General features: G+C 74.8%; 21 protein-coding genes. 13 read left to right on the forward strand and 8 right to left on the reverse strand.

The window, feature by feature from the left end:
* Nucleotides 1-8: 8 nt before the first annotated feature.
* The gene (locus IE106_RS27145; RefSeq protein WP_189537878.1) at nt 9-1,250 is read right to left on the reverse strand and encodes a polyamine ABC transporter substrate-binding protein; all 1,242 of its coding nucleotides are present in this window, start codon (nt 1,248-1,250) and stop codon (nt 9-11) included.
* Nucleotides 1,251-1,739: 489 nt separating this feature from the next.
* On the opposite strand from IE106_RS27145, the gene ybiA reads away from it, so the two are divergent.
* Nucleotides 1,740-2,285 (forward strand): riboflavin biosynthesis intermediates N-glycosidase, encoded by a 546-nt coding sequence (gene ybiA, locus IE106_RS27150; RefSeq protein ID WP_189537879.1) that lies wholly within the window; start codon nt 1,740-1,742, stop codon nt 2,283-2,285.
* A gap of 84 nt (nt 2,286-2,369) precedes the next feature.
* Here ybiA and IE106_RS27155 read toward each other — a convergent pair whose 3' ends face one another.
* Both IE106_RS27155 and IE106_RS27160 read right to left on the reverse strand, forming a co-directional pair.
* On the reverse strand, nt 2,370-2,834 hold the full coding sequence (locus tag IE106_RS27155; protein ID WP_189537880.1) for a DUF4190 domain-containing protein: 465 nt from the start codon (nt 2,832-2,834) through the stop codon (nt 2,370-2,372).
* A 50-nt stretch (nt 2,835-2,884) separates the two neighbouring features.
* The gene (locus IE106_RS27160) at nt 2,885-3,565 is read right to left on the reverse strand and encodes a DUF4190 domain-containing protein (protein ID WP_189537881.1); all 681 of its coding nucleotides are present in this window, start codon (nt 3,563-3,565) and stop codon (nt 2,885-2,887) included.
* Between the two features lie 87 nt (nt 3,566-3,652).
* Between IE106_RS27160 and IE106_RS27165 the strand changes: the two genes are divergently transcribed.
* The 6 genes from IE106_RS27165 to IE106_RS27190 all read left to right on the forward strand — a co-directional run bounded on the left by IE106_RS27165 (nt 3,653) and on the right by IE106_RS27190 (nt 8,861).
* Nucleotides 3,653-4,678 carry an adenosine deaminase gene (locus IE106_RS27165; protein ID WP_189537882.1) on the forward strand — a complete coding sequence of 342 codons (1,026 nt, stop codon included), beginning with the start codon at nt 3,653-3,655 and terminating at the stop codon, nt 4,676-4,678.
* A gap of 26 nt (nt 4,679-4,704) precedes the next feature.
* On the forward strand, nt 4,705-5,397 hold the full coding sequence (locus tag IE106_RS27170) for a glycerophosphodiester phosphodiesterase (RefSeq protein WP_189537883.1): 693 nt from the start codon (nt 4,705-4,707) through the stop codon (nt 5,395-5,397).
* Nucleotides 5,394-5,672 (forward strand): hypothetical protein, encoded by a 279-nt coding sequence (locus tag IE106_RS27175; protein WP_189537884.1) that lies wholly within the window; start codon nt 5,394-5,396, stop codon nt 5,670-5,672. The genes IE106_RS27170 and IE106_RS27175 overlap by 4 nt, the downstream gene beginning before the upstream one ends.
* On the forward strand, nt 5,669-6,865 hold the full coding sequence (locus IE106_RS27180) for a sensor histidine kinase (RefSeq protein WP_444545533.1): 1,197 nt from the start codon (nt 5,669-5,671) through the stop codon (nt 6,863-6,865). The genes IE106_RS27175 and IE106_RS27180 overlap by 4 nt, the downstream gene beginning before the upstream one ends.
* On the forward strand, nt 6,862-7,557 hold the full coding sequence (locus tag IE106_RS27185; RefSeq protein WP_189537885.1) for a response regulator: 696 nt from the start codon (nt 6,862-6,864) through the stop codon (nt 7,555-7,557). The genes IE106_RS27180 and IE106_RS27185 overlap by 4 nt, the downstream gene beginning before the upstream one ends.
* 101 nt (nt 7,558-7,658) lie before the next feature.
* On the forward strand, nt 7,659-8,861 hold the full coding sequence (locus IE106_RS27190; RefSeq protein WP_189537886.1) for a serine hydrolase domain-containing protein: 1,203 nt from the start codon (nt 7,659-7,661) through the stop codon (nt 8,859-8,861).
* On the opposite strand, the gene IE106_RS27195 is transcribed toward IE106_RS27190, so the two are convergent.
* The 3 genes from IE106_RS27195 to IE106_RS27205 all read right to left on the reverse strand — a co-directional run bounded on the left by IE106_RS27195 (nt 8,800) and on the right by IE106_RS27205 (nt 11,584).
* Nucleotides 8,800-9,336 carry a hypothetical protein gene (locus tag IE106_RS27195; RefSeq protein ID WP_189537887.1) on the reverse strand — a complete coding sequence of 179 codons (537 nt, stop codon included), beginning with the start codon at nt 9,334-9,336 and terminating at the stop codon, nt 8,800-8,802. The two genes, IE106_RS27190 and IE106_RS27195, sit on opposite strands and share 62 nt — an antisense overlap.
* A gap of 32 nt (nt 9,337-9,368) precedes the next feature.
* Complete coding sequence (locus IE106_RS27200) at nt 9,369-9,899, reverse strand: HXXEE domain-containing protein (RefSeq protein WP_189537888.1); 531 nt, start codon at nt 9,897-9,899, stop codon at nt 9,369-9,371.
* A 248-nt stretch (nt 9,900-10,147) separates the two neighbouring features.
* Nucleotides 10,148-11,584: a gamma-aminobutyraldehyde dehydrogenase gene (locus IE106_RS27205; protein ID WP_189537889.1), complete on the reverse strand. Its 1,437-nt coding sequence runs from the start codon at nt 11,582-11,584 to the stop codon at nt 10,148-10,150.
* Between the two features lie 201 nt (nt 11,585-11,785).
* Here IE106_RS27205 and IE106_RS27210 point away from each other — a divergent pair, with 201 nt between their 5' ends.
* The 6 genes from IE106_RS27210 to IE106_RS27235 all read left to right on the forward strand — a co-directional run bounded on the left by IE106_RS27210 (nt 11,786) and on the right by IE106_RS27235 (nt 18,079).
* A complete protein-coding gene (locus tag IE106_RS27210; RefSeq protein WP_189537890.1) occupies nt 11,786-12,292 on the forward strand; it encodes an Lrp/AsnC family transcriptional regulator in 507 nt (168 codons plus the stop codon).
* Nucleotides 12,277-13,656, forward strand: coding sequence for an aspartate aminotransferase family protein (locus IE106_RS27215; protein WP_189537891.1), 1,380 nt, complete (start codon nt 12,277-12,279; stop codon nt 13,654-13,656). The genes IE106_RS27210 and IE106_RS27215 overlap by 16 nt, the downstream gene beginning before the upstream one ends.
* Before the next feature lie 204 nt (nt 13,657-13,860).
* The gene (locus IE106_RS27220; RefSeq protein WP_189537892.1) at nt 13,861-14,589 is read left to right on the forward strand and encodes an ABC transporter ATP-binding protein; all 729 of its coding nucleotides are present in this window, start codon (nt 13,861-13,863) and stop codon (nt 14,587-14,589) included.
* Nucleotides 14,571-15,770 carry a hypothetical protein gene (locus IE106_RS27225; RefSeq protein WP_189537893.1) on the forward strand — a complete coding sequence of 400 codons (1,200 nt, stop codon included), beginning with the start codon at nt 14,571-14,573 and terminating at the stop codon, nt 15,768-15,770. The genes IE106_RS27220 and IE106_RS27225 overlap by 19 nt, the downstream gene beginning before the upstream one ends.
* Nucleotides 15,771-15,816: 46 nt before the next feature.
* Nucleotides 15,817-16,938 carry an LOG family protein gene (locus tag IE106_RS27230; protein ID WP_189537894.1) on the forward strand — a complete coding sequence of 374 codons (1,122 nt, stop codon included), beginning with the start codon at nt 15,817-15,819 and terminating at the stop codon, nt 16,936-16,938.
* A 175-nt stretch (nt 16,939-17,113) separates the two neighbouring features.
* Nucleotides 17,114-18,079, forward strand: coding sequence for a hypothetical protein (locus tag IE106_RS27235; RefSeq protein ID WP_189537895.1), 966 nt, complete (start codon nt 17,114-17,116; stop codon nt 18,077-18,079).
* 3 nt (nt 18,080-18,082) lie between these two features.
* Here IE106_RS27235 and IE106_RS27240 read toward each other — a convergent pair whose 3' ends face one another.
* Nucleotides 18,083-19,108, reverse strand: coding sequence for an ABC transporter ATP-binding protein (locus tag IE106_RS27240; protein ID WP_189537896.1), 1,026 nt, complete (start codon nt 19,106-19,108; stop codon nt 18,083-18,085).
* A gap of 2 nt (nt 19,109-19,110) precedes the next feature.
* Nucleotides 19,111-20,733 (reverse strand): ABC transporter permease, encoded by a 1,623-nt coding sequence (locus IE106_RS27245; protein WP_189537897.1) that lies wholly within the window; start codon nt 20,731-20,733, stop codon nt 19,111-19,113.
* Nucleotides 20,734-20,737 lie beyond the last annotated feature (4 nt).

Here is a 20,737-nt window from a genome sequence, read left to right on the forward strand (position 1 = left end):
TGGCCGGCTCAGGCGCCGATGAGCTTGGCGAACTTCTCCTCGAACGCGGTCTCCTCCGCGCTGTCGAGGGAGCGGAAGGCGTGGGACTTCGCGGCCGTCGCCCGGTCGGGGAGGATCAGCGTGTTCGCCGCCATCGCCGGGTCGATCCGGGCGAGTTCCCCGCGTACGCCCTCGACGGGGCAGACGTAGTTGATGTACGCGGCGAGCCGGGCGGCGACCGGGGGCTCGTAGTAGTAGTCGATGAGCCTCTCGGCGTTGGTCTTGTGCCGCGCCCCGGCCGGGACCAGCAGGTCGTCGGTGGAGGTGAGGTAACCGGCGGCGGGGATCGCGAACTTGACGTCCGGGTTGTCGGCCTGGAGCTGGATGAGGTCGCCCGCCCAGGCGAGGCACGCCGCCAGGTCGCCCTTGCCGAGGTCGGCGGTGTAGTCGTTGCCGGTGAAGCGGCGGATCTGCCGGGTCTCGACCCCCTTACGGAGGCGGCCGATCGCCGCGTCGTAGTCGGCGGCGGTGACCTTGCCGGGGTCCTTGCCCATGTCGAGGAGGGTCATCCCGACGGTGTCGCGCATCTCGGAGAGGAACGCGACGCGGCCCTTGAGCCGGGGGTCGTCGAGGAGCTGGGTGACGGAGTCGACCCTGCGGCCGCCGGTCGCCTTGGCGTTGTAGGCGATGACGGTGGAGATGCCGGTCCAGGGGTACGAGTGGGCGCGGCCCGGGTCCCAGTCGGGGCGGCGGAACTGCGGGGCGAGGTTGGCGTACGCGGTGGGGAGGTTCGCCGGGTCGAGCTTCTGGGCCCAGCCGAGGCGGATGATGCGGGCGGCGAGCCAGTCGGTGACGCAGATCAGGTCGCGGCCGGTGTCCTGGCCGGCGGCGAGCTGCGGCTTGATCTTGCCGAAGAACTCGACGTTGTCGTTGATGTCCTCGGTGTACGTGACCGCGATCCCGGTCCGCCGGGTGAAGGCCTCCAGCGTGGGGCGGCGCTTCTCGTCCTCGCTGAGGTCGATGTACTGCGTCCAGTTGGAGAAGGCGACCCGCTTCTCCGCGGCCGAGTGGTCGGTGGGGGCGGGGCCCTGGCCCTCCCGCCTCGCGGGCGGGATGCCGCAGCCGCTCAGCCCGGCGAGCCCGCCGAGGGCGAGGGCGCCCGAGGCGCGCAGCAGGGAGCGGCGGGTGAGGGCCGCCCTGCCGTTCGTCAGGCTGCGCCGCATCGCGGCGCGTTGTGCCGCGGAGAGGCTGTCGGGCTCGTACTGCTCCATGCGTTGTGCCTTTCGGAGGGGGCGGGCCGCTGGTCGGGCGGCGGGCTGTCGGTCCCCGGGGATCGTGCGGTGGCGGTCCTTCCCAGCGACCGCGGCGTCGTCGTGCATCACGTGTGTGACCTGCGTGTACTCCTCGAAGGAGTAGGTTGGCACGCCCTTCCCGAAGGCTGACGCGCGGTGGCCCCCGTGAGGCGTCCCGCTGACGGCCGGGACGGGGACGCCACGCGGGCCGGGGCGGGGCCCCGGACGCGCCGCGCGCCCCCGCGGCGGGGTGCCGTCGCCCCTCGGGGGCGGTGGGGAAGCGTTCTTCCATGGACGCTCTCCGTTGTCCCGGCGTGACGTGGGTGCCGATCCTGGCAGAGGCACCCCCACCCAACAAGTGATTCCGTTGTTGCCTTTTGATTACCCGACGGATTCGGTCGGCCCTGTGGTCCGCTGCGCCGGAAAACCCCGTACGGAGTGTCGGAGGCGGCTGCGATGCTGGCGTGCATGGAACGGCTGGAAGCGCTGATCGAGCGGGTCGGCAAGGGTGAACGGGTCAAGTACCTGCATTTCTGGGGGCACCGTCCGCGCCCCGACGGGCGGATCGGGGCGAGCTGCCTCAGCCAGTGGTGGCCGTCGCCCTTCACTGTCGACGGCGTCGTGTACGCGACGGCGGAGCACTGGATGATGGCGGCCAAGGCGCGGCTGTTCGGCGACGCCGAGGCGGAGCGGGAGGCGGTCTCGGCGGCCGATCCGGCCCTCGCGAAGAAGGCGGGACGGCTGGTGCGCGGCTTCGACGAGGCCGTCTGGCGGCGGGAGCGGTACGGCATCGTGGTGGCGGGCAGCCGCCACAAGTTCGCGGAGCACCCGGAGTTGCTGGGCTTCCTGCTCGGCACGGGCGACCGGGTCCTGGTGGAGGCCAGCCCGATGGACCGCGTATGGGGGATCGGGCTCGCCGCCGACGACGAGCGCGCCCACGACCCGGCCCGCTGGCGGGGTCTCAACCTGCTGGGCTTCGCGCTGATGGACGCCCGCGAGGAGTTGCGCGGGTAGGAGGACGCCGGGCCGGAGCGCGGCCCGGACGGCGGCGGCCCGGCACGCCGGGGGGCGTGCCGGGCCGCGGGGGCCGGAGGGTCCTCAGCCGGCGGAGGACGCCAGGCCCATGGCGCTGGCGAACAGCAGCAGCAGGATGCCGGGGATCAGGACGGCCGAGATGATGCCCGTGATGAGCCCCGCCGTGGCCGCGCCCTTGTTGGTCGCCTCGCCGCGGTTGGCCTTGCCCCGGCCGACCGCGCCGAAGATGATCGCGAGGATGCCCAGGATCACGCCGACGAACCAGAGGAAGACGGTCAGGTTGCAGACGACGCCGATGATGCCGAGCACCAGGCCCGCGGTGCCCAGCCCGTTGCTCGGCTGCGGCACGGGCATGCCGTAGGCGGGCGCGGGCGCCGCGTACGGCGAGGGCTGCGGGGCGGTGGGGTAGCCGGCCGGGGGCGGCGGAGGGGTGGCCGGCGCCGGGTATCCGTAGCCGGGCTGCGGCGGCTGGCCGTTGCCGTAGGGGCTGGGCCCGAAGCCACCGGGCTGCTGATACGGGTCGGACATGAGTGGTCTCCCCTCCGAGGAATTCGTCGGCCCATCGTATGGCCCGACGATCACCTGGAGGCCGGGGTCCCCGAATCCGTGAGGACCAGGGTGGTGGCGTACGGGTCGTCCTGGTCGAGGCCGCCGTCCTTCTCCGTGCTCTGGACGATCGCCCAGATCATCGCGCCCAGGACCAGGGCGCCGAGCACGATGCCGACGGCCCCGGTGACGATGCCCGCCGTGGCCATGCCGCCGTTGTTCGCCTCGCCCCGCTGCACGCGCTTGCGGCCGATGATGCCGAAGATCAGGGCGAGGATGCCGAGGACGATGCCGAGGCCGTACATGAAGCAGGTCACGAGCGAGACGATGCCGACCACCATCGACGCGATGCCCAGCCCGTTCGCCGGGCCGGGACCCCACGCGCCGGGGCCGCCGTACGTCCCGTACGCGCCGGGGTGGCCCCCCGGGTAGCCGTAACCGCCCGGGGCGCCCGCCGCGGGCGTGGCACCCGGTGCCGGGTAGCCGTACGGGCCGGGGGCGGGCTGCGCGGGACCGCCGGGCGCGACCGGGGGCGGCGGCAGCTGGCCGCCCGTCGGCGCGCCGAAGCCGGCGGCGGGCATCGACGTCACCGTCGGCTGGTCGTGCGGCGCGGGCGCCGGCGAACCGGTCTTGCCCAGGTCGATCCCCGGCGGCTGGGCCGGCCGGCTCTCCGGCGGCGCCCAGGGATCGTTCCGCTCGCTGTTCTCTGGCATGAGGCTCCCCCATCGTGTCCGGACATGCTAACGACCCGCCTACGATGATCCGTGACCCGGGACGGCTCACCCACACGGAGGACCACGATGGCCGATCTGACCCCCTTCATCGCGGGCCTGCCCAAGGCGGAACTGCACGTCCACCACGTCGGTTCGGCCTCGCCCCGCATCGTCTCCGAGCTGGCCGCCCGCCACCCCGACTCGAAGGTGCCCACGGACCCCGAGGCACTGGTGGACTACTTCACCTTCACCGACTTCGCGCACTTCATCGAGGTCTACCTGTCGGTCGTCGACCTGGTCCGCACCCCCGAGGACGTACGGCTGCTGACCTACGAGGTCGCCCGCGACATGGCGCGGCAGAACATCCGGTACGCGGAGCTGACGATCACGCCCTTCAGCTCGACGCGGCGCGGGATCGACGAGAAGGCGTTCATGGCGGCCATCGAGGACGCCCGCGCCGCCGCCGAGACCGAGCTGGGCGTGATCCTGCGCTGGTGCTTCGACATCCCCGGCGAGGCCGGTCTGGAGGCCGCCGAGGAGACCACCCGCCTCGCCGTGGACCTGCGGCCCGAGGGGCTCGTGTCGTTCGGTCTCGGCGGGCCGGAGATCGGCGTGCCGCGTCCGCAGTTCAAGCCGTACTTCGACCGGGCCATCGCGGCCGGCCTGCACTCCGTGCCGCACGCCGGCGAGACGACCGGCCCGCAGACCGTCTGGGACGCCCTGCGCGACCTGCGCGCCGAGCGCATCGGCCACGGCACGAGCGCCCCGCAGGACCCGGCGCTCCTCGCGCACCTCGCCGAGCACCGCATCGCCCTGGAGGTCTGCCCCACCTCCAACCTCGCCACCCGCGCCGTCACCGACCTCGACCGGCACCCGATCCGGGAGATGGTGGCCGCCGGGGTCCTCGTCACGGTCAACTCCGACGACCCGCCGATGTTCGGCACCGACCTGAACACCGAGTACGCGGTCGCCGCCCGCCTCCTCGGGCTCGACGAGCGGGGCGTGGCCGCCCTGGCGAAGAACGCCGTCGAGGCGTCCTTCCTGGACCCGGCCGGAAAGGCCCGGATCGCCGGGGAGATCGACGCCTACACGGAGCAGTGGCTCGCGCTCTGAGCCGTCCCGCCCCGACAATGGGGCACATGCGCACCGTCACCGCCGTGGGACACCGGGGCGACCCGTACCGGGTCCGTGAGAACACGGTCGCGTCGATCCGCTCGGCGCTGGCCCGCGGCGCGGACGCCGTGGAGATCGACGTACGGCTCACCTGGGACGGCGTCCCGGTCCTCCTCCACGACGACACGCTGCGGCGGCTCTGGCGCGTCGACCGGCCGATCTCCTCGCTCGGTCTCGCCGAGGTGCGGGAGCTGACCGGCCCGGAGGGCGTGCCGACCCTGCACGAGGCGCTGGCCGCGGCCGCCCCGCACCGCGTGATGATCGACCTGCCCGGTGCCACCGAGGCGTCCGTGCGCGCGATCGTCGGCGCCGTCCACGAGTGCGACGCGGAGGACCGGGTCTACTACTGCTCCGGCGCGCCCGCCCTGCTGCTCGTCCGCGCCGCCGACCCGGCCGCCGAACTGGCCCTGACGTGGACGACGCTCGCGCCGGTCCGCCCCGTCCTGCTGGACGCGCTGGCCCCCCGCTGGCTCAACTACCGCTTCGGGCTGGTCGGCAGGGAGCTGGCGGACCGGGTCCACCGCGACGGGCTGCTCGTCTCCGCCTGGACGGCCGACACCCGCAGGACCATGCGTAAGCTGATCGCCGACGGGGTGGACTCGATCACCACCAACCGCGTGGACACGCTCAGCACCGTACTGACGGGAGCCCGTACGTGACGTCCGACCACAGCGCCGGGAACCGCACCGGCGTCGCGCACCACGCGCGCGTGTGGAGCCACCGGCCGGGCGGCGGGGGCGACGTGGAGGCGACGGCGTTCCGGAACGCCCACGCCACGCCGCCCGTCACCGCCCGCGACCGCGGGGGGTCCGCGTCGTTCCCGGACGGGCCGGAGGTCCCGGAGCCGGGCATCGTGTCCCGCGCCCGCCGCCTGCCCGGGCCCGGGCGGGCGGGTGTGGCCGCCCGGTTCGGCGCCGCGGCCCGCAAGCCGTGACCGGCCCGCGCGCCGCCGCCCGCCCCTGGCTCGTCGACCTCGGCGTCACGCTGCTGGTGCAGGCGGCGGTCACGATGCCGTTCGTGGTGCCGCGCGCCCCGCACCTGCCCGCGGCGACGTGGACCGCGTACGGACTCACGACGCTGTCGGTGCTGCCGCTGCTGTGGCGGCGGCGCGCCCCGGTCGCCGTGCTGCTCGCGGTCCTGGCGGCGGGCGGGCTGTACCGGTTCGCGGTCGACGGCCCCGGCCAGCCGATGCCGTACCAGGGACTGGTCGCCCTCTACACCGTGGCCGTGCTGTCCCCGCCCGCGAAGCGGCTCGGCGTCGCCGCGCTGACGCTCGCCGTCATCTTCCCGTCGGTCGCCCACAACACGGGGGAGGCCCGGGAGCTGCTGTTCACGCTGTTCCTGTTCGGGGCGGCGTACGCCTTCGGCCGGCTGACGGACACGCGGCAGCGGTACACCGCGGCGATGGAGGACCGGGCGGCGCAGCTGGAGCGGGCCAACCGGATCGAGGCCGAGCAGGCCGCCGCACGGGAACGGGCGCGCATCGCGCGGGAGATGCACGACATCCTGTCGCACGCGGTGAGCCTGATGGTGGTGCAGGCGGAGGCGGGGCCGGTCGCCGTCCGGACGGCCCCCGAGCGGGCGGAGGCGGCGTTCGACGCGATCTCGGAGACGGGCCGCGACGCGATGGCGCAGCTGCGCAGGATCCTCGGCGTGCTGCGGGAGGGCCCGGACGCCCCCGACGGCGCGCCGCGCTCCCCGCAGCCGGGCGCGGCCGAGCTGCCGGCCCTGCTGGAGCGGGTGCGCGGCAGCGGCCTGCGGGTCGGGTACGAGGTGGCGGGACCGGTCCGGGCCCTGCCCGACGCGCTCGGCGCGACCGTGTACCGCGTGGTGCAGGAGGCGCTGACGAACACCGTCCGGCACGCCGGCGCCACCGCGGCGACGGTGCGCCTGGAGTACGCGGCGGACACCCTGCGGATCACGGTCGTGGACGACGGGCGCGGGCCGGCGGGGTCCGGCGGGAGGGGGCACGGGTTGGTCGGGGTGCGGGAGCGGGCCGCCGCGCACGGCGGCGTGGCGGAGGCCGGGGCCGGGCCGGACGGCCGGGGCTTTCGCGTCGCGGTGCGGCTGCCCCTCGGCGGGGACGCCGACCGCGTCCCCGCGGACGGCGCGGCGGTGGGGCGATGACGATCCGGGTGGTCGTCGCCGACGACCAGGAACTGGTGCGCAGCGGCTTCGCGATGATCCTCGACGCGCAGCCGGACATCGAGGTCGTCGCGGAGGCGGGCGACGGGGCGCGGGCCGTCGAGGCGGTGCGGGAGCACGCCCCGGACGTGGCGCTGCTCGACGTCCGCATGCCCCTCATGGACGGGATCGACGCGTGCCGGGCGATCAGCGCGGGGACCGCGTGCCGCACGGTGATGCTGACGACGTTCGACTCGGACGCGTACGTGTACGAGGCCCTGCACGCGGGCGCGAGCGGCTTCCTGCTGAAGGACGTGCGCCGGGACGACCTGGTGCACGCCGTGCGGGTGGTGGCGCGGGGCGACTCGCTGGTCGCGCCGTCCGTGGCGCGGCGGCTGATCGCGGAGTACACGCGGCGGCCCGCTCCCCCGCCGTCGGACCGGCTCGACGTGCTCACCGGCCGGGAGCGCGAGACGCTGCTGCTGCTCGCCCGCGGCCTGTCGAACGCCGAGATCGCCGGGGCCCTCGTCGTCAGCGAGCACACGGTCAAGACGCACGTGGGCAACGTGCTCGCCAAACTGGGCCTGCGCGACCGCGTCCAAGCGGTGATCTGCGCGTACGAGACGGGCCTGGTGACGGCGGGCGCTCCCCCGGACGGGGGAGCCGGCCGAGGGGCTCCTCCCCCGCGCGGCTGAGGGAACGGCCCGGGAGAGACCCCCCGCGCCGGCGATCCGCGGGAGGCGCCGCGTCACGAGGATGGACTCGTCCACGACGACGGCCCACCAAGGAGTCGACCTTGACCAGACGCATCCGGACCCTGCTCGCCGCCGCCCTCGTCCTCGGGGTGGCGGCCGGACCCGCCTCCCCGGCCGCGGCCTCCTCCCCGGCCGCTCCCGCCGCCCCCTCGGCGGCCGGCGCGCACGGCGCGCCGGCCCTCGGCGCCCTGCGGGCGGTGCTCGACGAGTTGCCGAACGCCCACGCGACCGCCGCGCTGGTCCGCGTCGGCGACGCGGGGGACGCCTGGCAGGACAGCGGGGGCGTGCACGACCTGCGCAGCGGCCGCCCGGCCGACCCGAACGGGCGGTTCCGGGCCGGGTCGGTGACGAAGGTGTTCACGGCGGCGACGGTGCTCCAGCTGGCCGCCGACGGCGAGGTGGACCTCGCCCGGCCCGTACGGCACTACCTGCCCGACCTGATCCCGGCCCGGTACGGCGGGGTCACCGTGCGCCAGCTGCTCGACCACACCCACGGACTGCCGGACGGCGACTTCCCCGGCACGGACGTCCACGAGTGGTACGCCCACCGGTTCGACGTCCACGACCCGCGCGCGATCGTCGCCTCCGCGACCGCCAAGACCCGCGTCGCCCCGCCCGGGAAGGTGCAGCGGTACAGCAACATCGGGTACACGGTGGCCGGGCTGCTCGTCGAGCGGGTCACCGGCGACACGTACGAGAACCAGGTCGCCCGGCGCATCCTGCGGCCGCTCGGGCTGCAGGACACGTACCTGCCCGGCGCCTCGCCGCGCATCCGCGGCCCGCACAACCGCGGCTACCAGGTGTTCCCGATGCCCGACGGGACGAGCGAGCTGCGGGACGTCACCGTGTGGGGCGTGACGGACGGCTGGGCCGCGGGTGACCTGATCTCCACGACGGCGGACCTGGAGCGGTTCCTGGTCGCCCTGTTCGACGGACGGGTCGTGCCGGAGCCGTACCTGAAGGAGATGTTCACGCTCCCCGCCGACGCGCCGGGCGCGACGATGAGCGCCGGGCTGCAGCGGTACGTGCTGCCGGACGGGAGGGTCGTGTGGCTCAAGACGGGCGGCCGCTGGGGGTACAACACGTTGATCGCGGCCACCGAGGACCTGTCCCGCACCCTGGTGTACTCGGTCAACTCGACCGACGCCAAGGGCAGGGGCGGGAACCCGGTGACCGAGGCGATCACACGAGCAGCGTTCGGGGTGCCGTCGCGACCGGCGCCGTCAGGGCCTCCAGCCGCTTGATGTGACGGCGCACGACCAGCAGCGGGATCACCCCGAACAGCCCGAACGACATGTCGATCAGCGACCACCAGAAGGGGATGCCGCGGATCGGCCCGCAGATCAGGGCGAGCGGGACGATCCCGGCGCAGGCGATCACGCCGAAGTCGACGACCCAGACGTTGCGCACGGGGTCGCGGTACGGGCCGAGGAAGGCGACCGCGATGACGAGGTGCGCGAAGGCCAGCCAGTCCGTGCCGTAGAGCAGGAACGGGTAACGGGAGTCGGCGGTGTCCAGGCCCGCGCGGACGCGCTCGATCCACTCCAGGAGGCCGGGGAGGGCGTCGGCGACGGGCGACGCCCAACCGGTCAGCGCCTCGTGGGCCAGCCGCATCTCGGTGACGAGCGGGAAGGCGGTCACCCCGCTCAGCACCAGGCAGACGACGAAGAACGCCAACCACACGCGGATCCGCCTCAGAAGGGCGCTCGGCTCGGTCATGTCCGCAGCGTACGCCCGGGTTCGCGGGCCCCTCACCGGGGCCCGGTGATCCTCCGCGCGACGGCGTGGGAGAGGATGACGGAGGCCGTGGCCAGGGCCAGTCCGGCCACCGCGTCGCGCGCCCGCGCGGGGCGCAGCACGCCGGCGCGCCGCAGCCGTCCGCGGGCCCACAGGGTGAACGGCACCACGATCAGCGGTGAGGTCACGGACCCGGGCGTGTACCCCCGTACGGCGGCGGCCTGCGCCATGTGGACGAGCCCGTGCAGTCCGAAACCGGTCAGGGCGCCCTGGTAGAAGCCGGACCGGCCGCCGGTCCGCGCGCCCGCGGCGGACGCGGCGGCGACGATCACCCCCATCGCCCCCACCGCCACGGCGAACTCCCGCTCGTCGACGGCGGCGGCCGCCTCCCACACCCGGTCGGGCACACCGGGGAAGCGCTCCCGCAGGGCGGGCAGGTGGGTGCGGAGCCAGCGCGGGCCGAAGGCCAGCTCCTCGATGTCGTGGAGGGCCCAGGCGGCGAACAGCCCGTAGGTCACCGCGCGTTGCGCGTCGTCGTCCTTCATGGAGGGATCATCGGCCCGGAGCCGGTCCTTCCGGCCGGGCGCGGGCGGGAACGGGTGTGGTGTCGCTCACAGGCACGGGCCGGCCGTCACCCGGGACGGGCTGCCGGCGGCACGCGGGCCTCATGGGGCTGCCGTTCCGTACGGCGTGATCCGTACGGCCCGTGCGGTCCGGCGGGGCGGCCCGCTCCGCGGGAACGGCCGGAGGGCGGCCCCTCGCGGGGGCCGCCCTCCGGTTCGTCGTCGGGGTGTCAGCTCAGCGAGGTCATCACGTGCTTGATGCGCGTGTAGTCCTCGAATCCGTACGCCGAGAGGTCCTTGCCGTAGCCGGACTTCTTGAAGCCGCCGTGCGGCATCTCGGCGACCAGCGGGATGTGGGTGTTGATCCAGACGCAGCCGAAGTCGAGGGCCTTGGACATGCGCATCGCACGCGCGTGGTCCTTGGTCCAGACGGAGGAGGCGAGGGCGTAGTCGATGCCGTTGGCGTACGCGAGCGCCTGCTCCTCGTCACGGAACGACTGGACGGTGATGACGGGGCCGAAGACCTCGTTCTGGATGATCTCGTCGTCCTGCTTGAGGCCGGAGACGACGGTCGGCGCGTAGAAGTAGCCCTTCTCGCCGACGCGGTGGCCGCCCGCCTCCACCTTGGCGTGCGCCGGGAGGCGGTCGATGAAGCCGCCGACCTGCTTGAGCTGGTTGGCGTTGTTGAGCGGGCCGTACAGCGCGTCCTCGTCGCCGGGCGCGCCGGTCTTCGTGTCGGCGGCGGCCTTGGCGAGGGCGGCGACGAACTCGTCGTGGATCGACTCGTGGACCAGGACGCGGGTGGCGGCCGTGCAGTCCTGGCCGGCGTTGAAGAAGCCGGCGACGGAGATGTCCTCGACGGCCTTCTCGATGTCGACGTCCTCGAAGACGACGACCGGGGCCTTGCCGCCCAGCTCCAGGTGGACGCGCTTGACGTCCTTGGCGGCCGACTCGGCGACCTGCATGCCGGCGCGCACCGAGCCGGTGATGGAGGCCATGGCCGGGGTCGGGTGCTCGACCATCATCCGGCCGGTGTCGCGGTCGCCGCAGACGACGTTGAAGACGCCCTTGGGCAGGATCGCCCCCATGATCTCGGCGATCAGGACCGTCGAGGCGGGCGTCGTGTCGGACGGCTTGAGGACGACCGTGTTGCCCGCGGCGAGGGCCGGGGCGAACTTCCACACGGCCATCATCATCGGGTAGTTCCACGGCGCGACCTGGGCGCAGACGCCGATCGGCTCACGGCGGACGATCGAGGTCATGCCCTCCATGTACTCGCCCGCGGAGCGGCCCTCCAGCAGCCGCGCGGCGCCGGCGAAGAAGCGGATCTGGTCCACCATGGGGGGCAGTTCCTCGGTCCGCGTCAGACCGAAGGGCTTGCCGGTGTTCTCGCACTCGGCGGCGATCAGGTCCTCCGCGCGCTCCTCGAACGCGTCCGCGATCTTCAGCAGGGCCTTCTGGCGCTCGGCCGGGGTGGCGTCCCGCCAGGCGGGGAACGCCGCGGCGGCGGCCTCCATGGCGGCGTCCACGTCGGCCTGGCCCGAGAGCGGAGAGGTGGCGTAGACCTCCCCGACGGCGGGGTTGACGACGTCGATGGTCCGTCCGTCGGCGGCATCCCGGAACTCGCCGTTGATGTAGTTGCGCAGACGACGCAGTTCGGTGGTCACGTGGCCACCCCTCCTGTCGATTTCGGTGTCCGTGGTCACCCTCCGGCCCGCGTGGTGTTGTCCGGTGGGTGAGACACCCAGCCTAGTCGCTGAGGCCACGCTTTCGACAGGCCCGACGCTCCACAACTTCGGATTCGGTGAGATCGAGAACTCCAGACAACGGATTTCATCATTCCCGGGTTGCAAAACCGACGAGTCCCGGTGCAGAGTGAGGTCGTGGCCAGTCGAAGCGCAGACTCCAGGACCAGCAGTGGATCGTCCCCCGCGATCGACGCCGTGTCCCTGGCGATCATCGAACAGCTCCAGGAGGACGGACGCCGTCCCTACGCCGCCATCGGCAAGGCCGTGGGCCTGTCGGAGGCGGCCGTGCGGCAGCGCGTCCAGAAGCTCCTCGACCAGAACGTGATGCAGATCGTCGCCGTCACCGACCCGCTCACCGTGGGCTTCCGGCGGCAGGCGATGCTCGGCATCAACGTCGAGGGCGACGTGGACCCGGTGGCCGACGCGCTGACCGCCATGCCCGAGTGCGAGTACGTGGTGATGACCGCGGGCTCCTTCGACCTGATGGTGGAGGTCGTCTGCGAGGACGACGAACACCTGCTGGACGTGATCAACAAGCGCGTCCGCACCCTCCCCGGCGTGCGCTCCACCGAGAGCTTCGTCTACCTCAAGCTCAAGAAGCAGACCTACATGTGGGGAACCCGATAGCCGTGAGCAAGGACCTCTCCAAGACCGCCTACGACCACCTGTGGATGCACTTCACCCGCATGTCGTCGTACGAGAACAGCCCCGTCCCGACCATCGTCCGCGGTGAGGGCACCTACATCTACGACGACAAGGGCAGGCGCTACCTCGACGGCCTCGCCGGCCTGTTCGTCGTCCAGGCGGGCCACGGCCGCACCGAGCTCGCCGAGACCGCGTACAAGCAGGCGCAGGAGCTCGCGTTCTTCCCCGTGTGGTCGTACGCCCACCCGCGGGCCGTCGAGCTGGCCGAGCGCCTCGCCCACCACGCCCCCGGCGACCTGAACAAGGTCTTCTTCACCACCGGCGGCGGCGAGGCGGTGGAGACCGCCTGGAAGCTGGCGAAGCAGTACTTCAAGCTCGTCGGCAAGCCGACCAAGCACAAGGTGATCTCCCGCGCCGTCGCCTACCACGGCACGCCGCAGGGCGCCCTGTCGATCACGGGCCTGCCCGCCCTGAAGGCCCCCTTCGAGCCGCTGGTCCCCGGCGCGCACAAGGTGCCGAACACCAACATCTACCGCGCCCCGCTCTTCGGCGACGACCCGGAGGCCTTCGGCCGCTGGGCCGCCGACCAGATCGAGCAGCAGATCCTCTTCGAGGGCCCGGACACCGTCGCCGCGGTCTTCCTGGAGCCGGTGCAGAACGCCGGCGGCTGCTTCCCGCCGCCGCCCGGGTACTTCCAGCGGGTCCGCGAGATCTGCGACCGGCACGACGTGCTGCTCGTCTCCGACGAGGTCATCTGCGCCTTCGGCCGCCTCGGCACGATGTTCGCCTGCGACAAGTTCGACTACGTGCCGGACATGATCACCTGCGCCAAGGGCATGACCTCGGGCTACTCCCCGATCGGCGCGTGCATCATCTCCGACCGCCTCGCCGAGCCGTTCTACAAGGGCGGCAACACCTTCCTGCACGGCTACACCTTCGGCGGCCACCCGGTCTCCGCGGCGGTCGGCCTCGCCAACCTCGACATCTTCGAGCGCGAGAACCTCAACCAGCACGTGCTGGACAACGAGGGCGCGTTCCGCTCGACGCTGGAGAAGCTGCACGACCTGCCGATCGTCGGCGACGTGCGCGGCAACGGCTTCTTCTACGGCATCGAGCTCGTGAAGGACAAGGCCACCAAGGAGTCCTTCGACGAGGAGGAGACCGAGCGCGTCCTGTACGGCTTCCTCTCCAAGGCGCTGTTCGACAACGGTCTGTACTGCCGCGCCGACGACCGCGGCGACCCGGTCGTCCAGCTCGCCCCGCCGCTGGTCTCCGACCAGTCGACGTTCGACGAGATCGAGCAGATCCTCCGGGCCACCCTCACCGAGGCCTGGACCAAGCTCTGACCGGTCGACCGATCGGACCTGCCCTGGCCGATCGGGCCGTACGTCGGCCGGCCGCGGCCCGGATTCACCCGCGTGGGTGCATCCGGGCCTCGGCCGTCTACCGTTACGGCGGCATCCCGTGGGGGGTCCGGCGAGCCACGTGTTATGTTCCGACCGGTTCGGGGGGACACGAAGGCTCCGAGCTGACCCGAGGGGATGAGAGACATGGCGGCCCCGCCCGACAACGACGTGCTGTGGGCGCGTTCCCTGCACCACACGCACGACGGCTCCCCCGCGCTCAGCGGCGTCTCGCTCGGCGTCCACGAGGGCGAGATCCTCGCCGTCCACGGCCCGCGCGGCTGCGGAAAAACGACCCTGCTGCACTGCCTGGCCGGGCAGACCGTCCCCCAGGAGGGCGAGGTCTGGTTCGACGGCGCGCCCGTCCACACCATGAGCCCGTCCCGGCGGGAACGGCTCCGCCTCGACCGGTTCGCCTGGATCGGCCCGGAGCCCGCCCTCGTCCCCGAGCTCACCGCCTGGGAGAACACCGCGCTGCCCCTGCTGCTGCGCGGCACCCCCCGCCGGGCCGCCAAGACCGCCGCCCTCGAATGGCTGGAGCGGCTCGACGTCGGCGCCTGCGCCAAGCGGCGGCCGCGCGCCCTGCTCCAGTCGCAGCGCCAGCGCGTCGCCGTCGCCCGCGCGCTCGCCGCCGAGCCCGCCGTCCTCTTCGCCGACGAGCCCACCGCCGCCCTGCACAGCGCGGAGGGCGCGCAGGTCCTGCGCACCCTCACCGCCGCGGCGCGCTCGCACCGCATCACGGTCGTCCTCGCCACCCACGACGCGGACGTCGCCGCCCTCGCCGACCGCACCGTCGCCCTGTTCGACGGGCGGCGCGTCAACTCCCCGGACACCCCCGGCGTGGAGGGGCGCGACACGTGCTCGCTCTCCGTCTAGCCCGCGGCGCCCACCCCTTCCTCCTGCTGCGGCGGCTGCTGGTCGTCGCGGCGTCGGCGGGGACGGGCTTCCTGCTGCTGTGCGCCCTCGGGCACGCCGTGGCGCACCCCGACCGGCCCTCCGCCTCCGTGCTCCGGCTCGCCTGGTGCGCCCTGCCGCTCGCCGCCGTCGCGTACCTGGCGGTCGCCGTGGCCCGCACCGACCCGAGCACCCGGCCCCGGCCCGGCCTCTCCTCCGTCGGGCTCGGCCCGGTCCGGCTGACCGCCATCGCGGCCGCGTCGACCGCCCTCGCCTGCACGCTCGGTTCGGCGCTCGCGTTCCTCGCCTGCCTGCACCTGCGCGGCGACCTGTCCGACCTGCCGTTCGGCGGGGCCGCCGCCGACCTGCTGGGCGGCGGGCGGCCCCTGCCGGTGCCGGCCGCGCTGACGCTGCTCGCGCTCGTCCCCCTCGTCACGTCCGTCGTCGTCGCGCTGGCCCTGCGCCCCGGCCGGGCGCGCGCCGGCAGGCGGCGGACCACCGCCCCGGCGGACGCCGGCACCGGGTCCCCCGCCGCCCGCGACCCGTTCGACCCGGCGGTCGCGCCGGCCGGCCTGCCCTGGGGCGTCGCCCTCATGGCGGCGGGCCTGGCGCTGGAGCTGTACGGGGCGCGCGGCACGGACGGCGCGGTGCCGCTGCCGGGCGGCGTGCCCGGCAGCCCCGCCCCCGTCCTGGCCGGCTGGGCCCTCACCGCCCTGGGCCTCACCGTGACCGGCCCCGGTTTCACCCACCTGTGCGGACGGCTCCTCCAGGCGTACCGGCCGGGCGCGACACGGCTCCTCGCCGGCCGCGCCCTGATGGAGGAGTCCCGCCGCGTCGGCCGGCCCCTCGGCGTGCTGTGCGCGGCCGTCTCCGCGGGGCTCACGGCGAACACCCTGTACGCGCAGGCCGACACCCGGCCCTTCGGCCCGCTGTCCGGCCTCGGCGCGCTCCTCGTCCTGGTGTGCGCGGCGACCGCCCTGTTCACCGCCGCCGTGGAGGTCCGGCAGCACCGGGCCGCCGCGGCCGGCGCCCTGCTCCGGCTCGGCGCCCCGACGGGCCTGCTCCGCTCGGCCGCGCTGCTGCGCGCGGCGGTCCTGGTGGCCGGGTTCGCCCCGCTGACCTGGCTCGTGGCCGCGCTGACGGCGCTTCCGCTCCGCCCCTGACACCGGCGGGTCCGGTGGGTTCGAACACCCCGGCTAGGGTGGCCGCATGGCCATCCTCCAGCCGCACGGACACGGACACGACAACGAGATCGAGACGCTCGACGCGTTCGACCGGGCCGCCGCGGGCGGCAGCCTCGTCGGACGGCGCGTGCAGTCCCTGGACCTGACGGACCGGACGGCGGCGCTGCTGGCCGCCGACGCGACCGCCGCCGTGTTCCTCGGCTGCCGCATGGCGCCCGACGCGGCGGCCAAGGTCCGCGCCGACGGGGCACTGGTCTTCCCGCCCGTCCCCGGCGTGCCGTTCGACCCGTACCGCGGACTCCTCTACACGCCCGGCGAGTTGTTCGACGGCCTCGACCGGGACGGGTACGCGGCGACGCCGGACGCCCGGACGTACGCGTGGTTCCAGCGGACCATGCGGGACGGCGACGTCTTCGCGTCGATGCTGCGCGCGGTGCACGACGACGCGATCTCCGACGCGCTCGACGAGCGGCTCGCCAGCGTCCCGGTCGTCGGCGTCATGGGCGGCCACGCCATGGCGCGCGGCACCGACGCGTACGCGGGCGCCGCCCGCCTGGGCCGGAGCCTGGCCCGCGCCGGGCTGACCGTGGCCACCGGCGGCGGGCCCGGCGCGATGGAGGCGGCCAACCTCGGCGCGTACGCGGCGCCGCACCCCGACGGCATGCTCGACGAGGCGCTGCTGCTGCTCGGCAAGGAACCCTCGTACGCCCCGTCGATCGGCGACTGGGCGCGCGCCGCGTTCGACGTGCGCGACCGCTGGCCGGAGGGCGGGGACTCGATCGGCATCCCGACCTGGTTCTACGGCCACGAGCCGCCGAACGCGTTCGCCGGGCACATCGCGAAGTACTTCGCCAACGCCACCCGCGAGGACGGCCTGCTGGCCCGCTGCACGGCCGGGGTGGTCTACCTGCCGGGCGCGGCCGGCACCGTCCAGGAGATCTTCGACAACGCCACGCCGAACTACTACGAGTCGCGCGGCGAGCCGACCCCGATGGTGCTGGTCAACCGCACCCACTGGACGGAGCACCTGCCGGCCTGGCCGCTGCTGCGGGCCCTGGCGGAGGGCCGCCCGATGGCCGCCCGCATCGCCCTGGTCGACACGGTGGAGGAGGCCGCGCGGGAGCTGCTCCGCCTCTCGGGGCTGTAGTCCGCCGGGCCCCGGGCCACCGGGCCGGACCCCGGCCGCACGCGGCCGCTCCCGGGACGCGGTCGCTCCCCGGGACGCGGTCGCTCCCCGGGGCGCGGTCACTCCGCCGCGAGGCGGAGCGGGACCCTCCCGCGGGGCGACGCCCGTGCGGGTCCGCGCCGGGAGCCTGGTGGGCATGGGACCGAAGCGATGGTGGGCGGCGTGGCCGTCCTGGGCGGGGAGCGCCGCCCTCGTGTGGAGCGCGCTGTACGCGGCGGGCGCGGCGCTGGCCGCGGCGACCGGCCCGGCGTTCGGGTACGCCCCGCTCGGCGGAACCGCCCGGGGCGCGGCGGCGCAGTGGGCGTCGGCCGCGCTGTACGGGGGCGCCGCGGCGCTGGCGTACGGGATGCGGCGGTGGCCGGGGCGGGTGTGGCCCGGGTGGGCGGCGTGGGGGGTGGTGGCGCTGTGCCTGACGTCCGGGTTCGGCTTCCTGCTGAGCCTGACGCGGGTGCTGGCGTTCCTCAGCCGCGACCAGCCGCCGATGGACTGGGCCGCGTGGGCGAACCAGGGCGTCGCCGTGGCGGGCGCCGCGCTGTGGCTGGGCGCGGGGCTGGCGTACCGGCGGCGCGGGCGGGGCGTGTGCCCGCACTGCGGGGGCGCCCGCGCGGCCGCGGGCGCCCGGTCCACGCGGGCGGGGCTGGTCGCGGCGGCCGCCCTCGTGCCGTACGCGGTGATGAAGACGGCCTGGGCGCTGGGCTGGACGGCCGGGTACGTCGGCGAGGGCCGCCCCGGACTGGACCCGCGCTACGCGAGCGACCTGGCGATCCGGCTGTACGCGCACGGGGTGGACGCGACCGCCGTGCTGGCCGTCGTCGGGATGGGGCTGGCGCTGGCGCTCACCCGGCCGTGGGGCGCGGGACCGGTGCGGGCGGCGCTGCTGGCGCTCGGGTGGGCGGGGGCCGCGGCGCTCGCCCCGTTCGGGGTGTTCCTGGCGGTGGTGGGGGCGCTGGTGTGGGCCGGGCTGGTCGACGTGGGGCTCGGGGACCACGCCCCGTGGGTGGTGGCCGTCGCGTACGGGGGCTTCTCGGTGTACGGGGTGGCACTGGGGCGCGCGACGGGGGCGTACCGAGCGCGGACGCGCCGCCCGTGCGCGCGGTGCTGACCCTCAGCCGAGGACCACGACCTCGTCCGGGACGAACGCGGCGCCGACCACCGCGCCCTCCTCCGGGGCGTCCCGCAGCGCGCACTCCGCCTCCAGCACGGGGGCGTCGGTGTCGGCGGGCCGCAGCAGGACCGCCACGTGGTGGCCGCGGAACGTGCGCCCCTCGACCGTGCACCGCAGCCCGTCGGCGGGGGCCCCGAGCCGTACGCCGGCGGGCCGCACCAGCAGCCGGGCGGCGCCCGGCGGGGTGCCGGGCGGCACCGGGAGCCTGCCCCACACCGTGTCGGCGGCGTCGCCGCTCACCGTCGCGGCGACCACGTTGTCGAAGCCGAGGAACCGCGCGACGAACTCGGACGCGGGCCGCTGCCACACCTCCAGCGGCGTGCCCGCCTGCGCGATCCTGCCCTCGTCCATGACGACGACCCGGTCGGCGAGGGCGAACGCCTCGGCCTGGTCGTGCGTGACGGCCAGCACGGTCGTGCCGAGCCGGTGGAACAGGCCGCGCAGTTCGGTGACGAGCCGCTCGCGCAGCCCCCGGTCGAGCTGGCCGAGCGGCTCGTCCAGCATCAGCAGCCGCGGGTTGGGGGCGAGCGCCCGGGCGAGGGCGACGCGCTGCTGCTCACCGCCGGACAGGGCGGCGACGGACCGGCGCTCGGCGCCCGGCAGGCCGACGAGGTCCAGCAGGTCGGCCACCCGCGCGGCCCGCTCGGCGCGGGGCACACCGCGCATCCGCAGCCCGAACGCGACGTTCCCGGCGACGTCCCGCTGCGGGAACAGCTGGTGGTCCTGGAACATCAGGCCCACCCCGCGCCGGTGCACGGGCACCCGGGCCTGGTCGGCGCCGGCCAGGAGCACCCGGCCCGCGTCGGCCCGCAGGAGCCCGGCGACGACCCGCAGCAGGGTCGACTTGCCGCTGCCGCTCGGCCCGAGGACACAGACGGTCTCGTGCTCGCCGACCGTCAGGTCCACCGCGTCGAGGGCCGTGCGGGTGCCGAAGCGCACGGTCACGCCCTCCAGCCGAAGCAGCATCGTCAGAACTCCCCCTTGCGGTCCGTGCGGACGCGTTCGAGCAGCAGGAGCGCGACCGCGCACACCGCCATCAGGATCGTGGACAGGGCCATCGCCTGGCCGTAGTTGAGCTCGCCGGGCCGGCCGAGCAGCCGCGCCACCGCCACCGGCAGCGTCGGGTGGTCGGCGCGGGCGATGAACACGGTCGCGCCGAACTCGCCGAGCGACACGGCGAAGGCGAACCCGGCCGCGACGAACAGCGCCCGCCGCACCATCGGCAGGTCCACCTCCCGCCACGCCCGCAGCGGCGACGCCCCGAGCACCGCCGCCGCCTCCCGCAGCCGCACGTCGACCGCGCGCAGGACGGGCAGCATCGTCCGCACCACGAAGGGCACACCGACCAGGGCCTGGGCGAGCGGCACCAGGATCCACGACGAGCGCAGGTCCAGCGGCGGCTCGTCCAGCGCGACGAGGAAGCCGAAGCCCACGGTGACGGCGGACACGCCGAGCGGCAGCATCAGCAGCGCGTCGAACCCCCGCACCAGCCGGCCGGCCCGCCGGGTGAGGGCCGCCGCCGCGAGCCCGCCGACGGTGACGGCGATCGCGGTCGCGGCGAACGCGAACTCCAGGGAGTTCCGGACGGCCTCCAGCGGCGGGACGACGAACGTGCCGCCGCTCGCCTCCGCCGACCGCAGCGCCCGGTAGAAGCCGAGACCGCCGGACGCGTCCAGGGACCGGGCGACGAGCACGCCGAGCGGCAGCACCAGCAGCAGCGCGATCGAGGCGAGGACCCCGCCGAGCAGCGCCCACTGCCCGGCGCCGCGCGGCCGGTGCGCGGTGCCCGCCGGGTCGACGAGGCGCAGCGCGGTCTCCCGGCGCCGTACGGTTCGGGCGTGCACGGCGAGGACCGCGGCGGCGGCGGCGAACTGGACGAGGGTGAGGACGGCGGCCGTCGGCAGGTCCAGGAGCTGCGCGGTCTGCCGGTAGATCTCCGCCTCCAGCGTGCGGTACGCGGGCCCGCCGAGGATCACGACGACGCCGAAGGAGGTGTACGTGAAGAGGAACACCATCAGCGCGGCGGCGGCCACCGCCGGCCCGAGCGCGGGCAGCGTCACCCGGCGCCAGGCGGTGAGGCGGGACGCGCCGAGGACCCGGGCGGCCTCCTCCTGCCGGGGGTCGAGCTGCGCCCACAGCCCGCCGACCGTGCGGACGACGACGGCGTAGTTGAAGAAGACGTGCGCGAGGAGGATCGCCCAGACCGTGGTGTCGAGGCGGACGCCCCACAGCCCGTCGAGGAGCCCGCCGCGCCCGAGGAGCGCCAGGAACGCGGTGCCCACGACCACGGTCGGCAGCACGAACGGCACGGTGACCACCGCCCGCAGCGCCTGCTTGCCGGGGAAGTCGAAGCGGGCGAAGACGTACGCGCCGGGGAGCGCCACGAGGAGGGTGAGCGCCGTGGAGGCGAGCGCCTGCCAGGTGGTGAACCACAGGACGTCGAGGACCTCCGGGCGGGCCAGCACCTCGCCGAGCCGGCCGGGCCGCCAGCCGGCGTCCGTCCTCAGGCCGCGGCCGACGATCGTGGCGACGGGGTAGGCGAAGAAGACGGCGAAGAACGCGGCGGGCAGCAGGACGAGCGCCCCGCGCACCGCG

This window comes from Streptomyces roseolilacinus, from assembly GCF_014649335.1.
GTDB classification, from domain to species: Bacteria; Actinomycetota; Actinomycetes; order Streptomycetales; family Streptomycetaceae; genus Streptomyces; species Streptomyces roseolilacinus.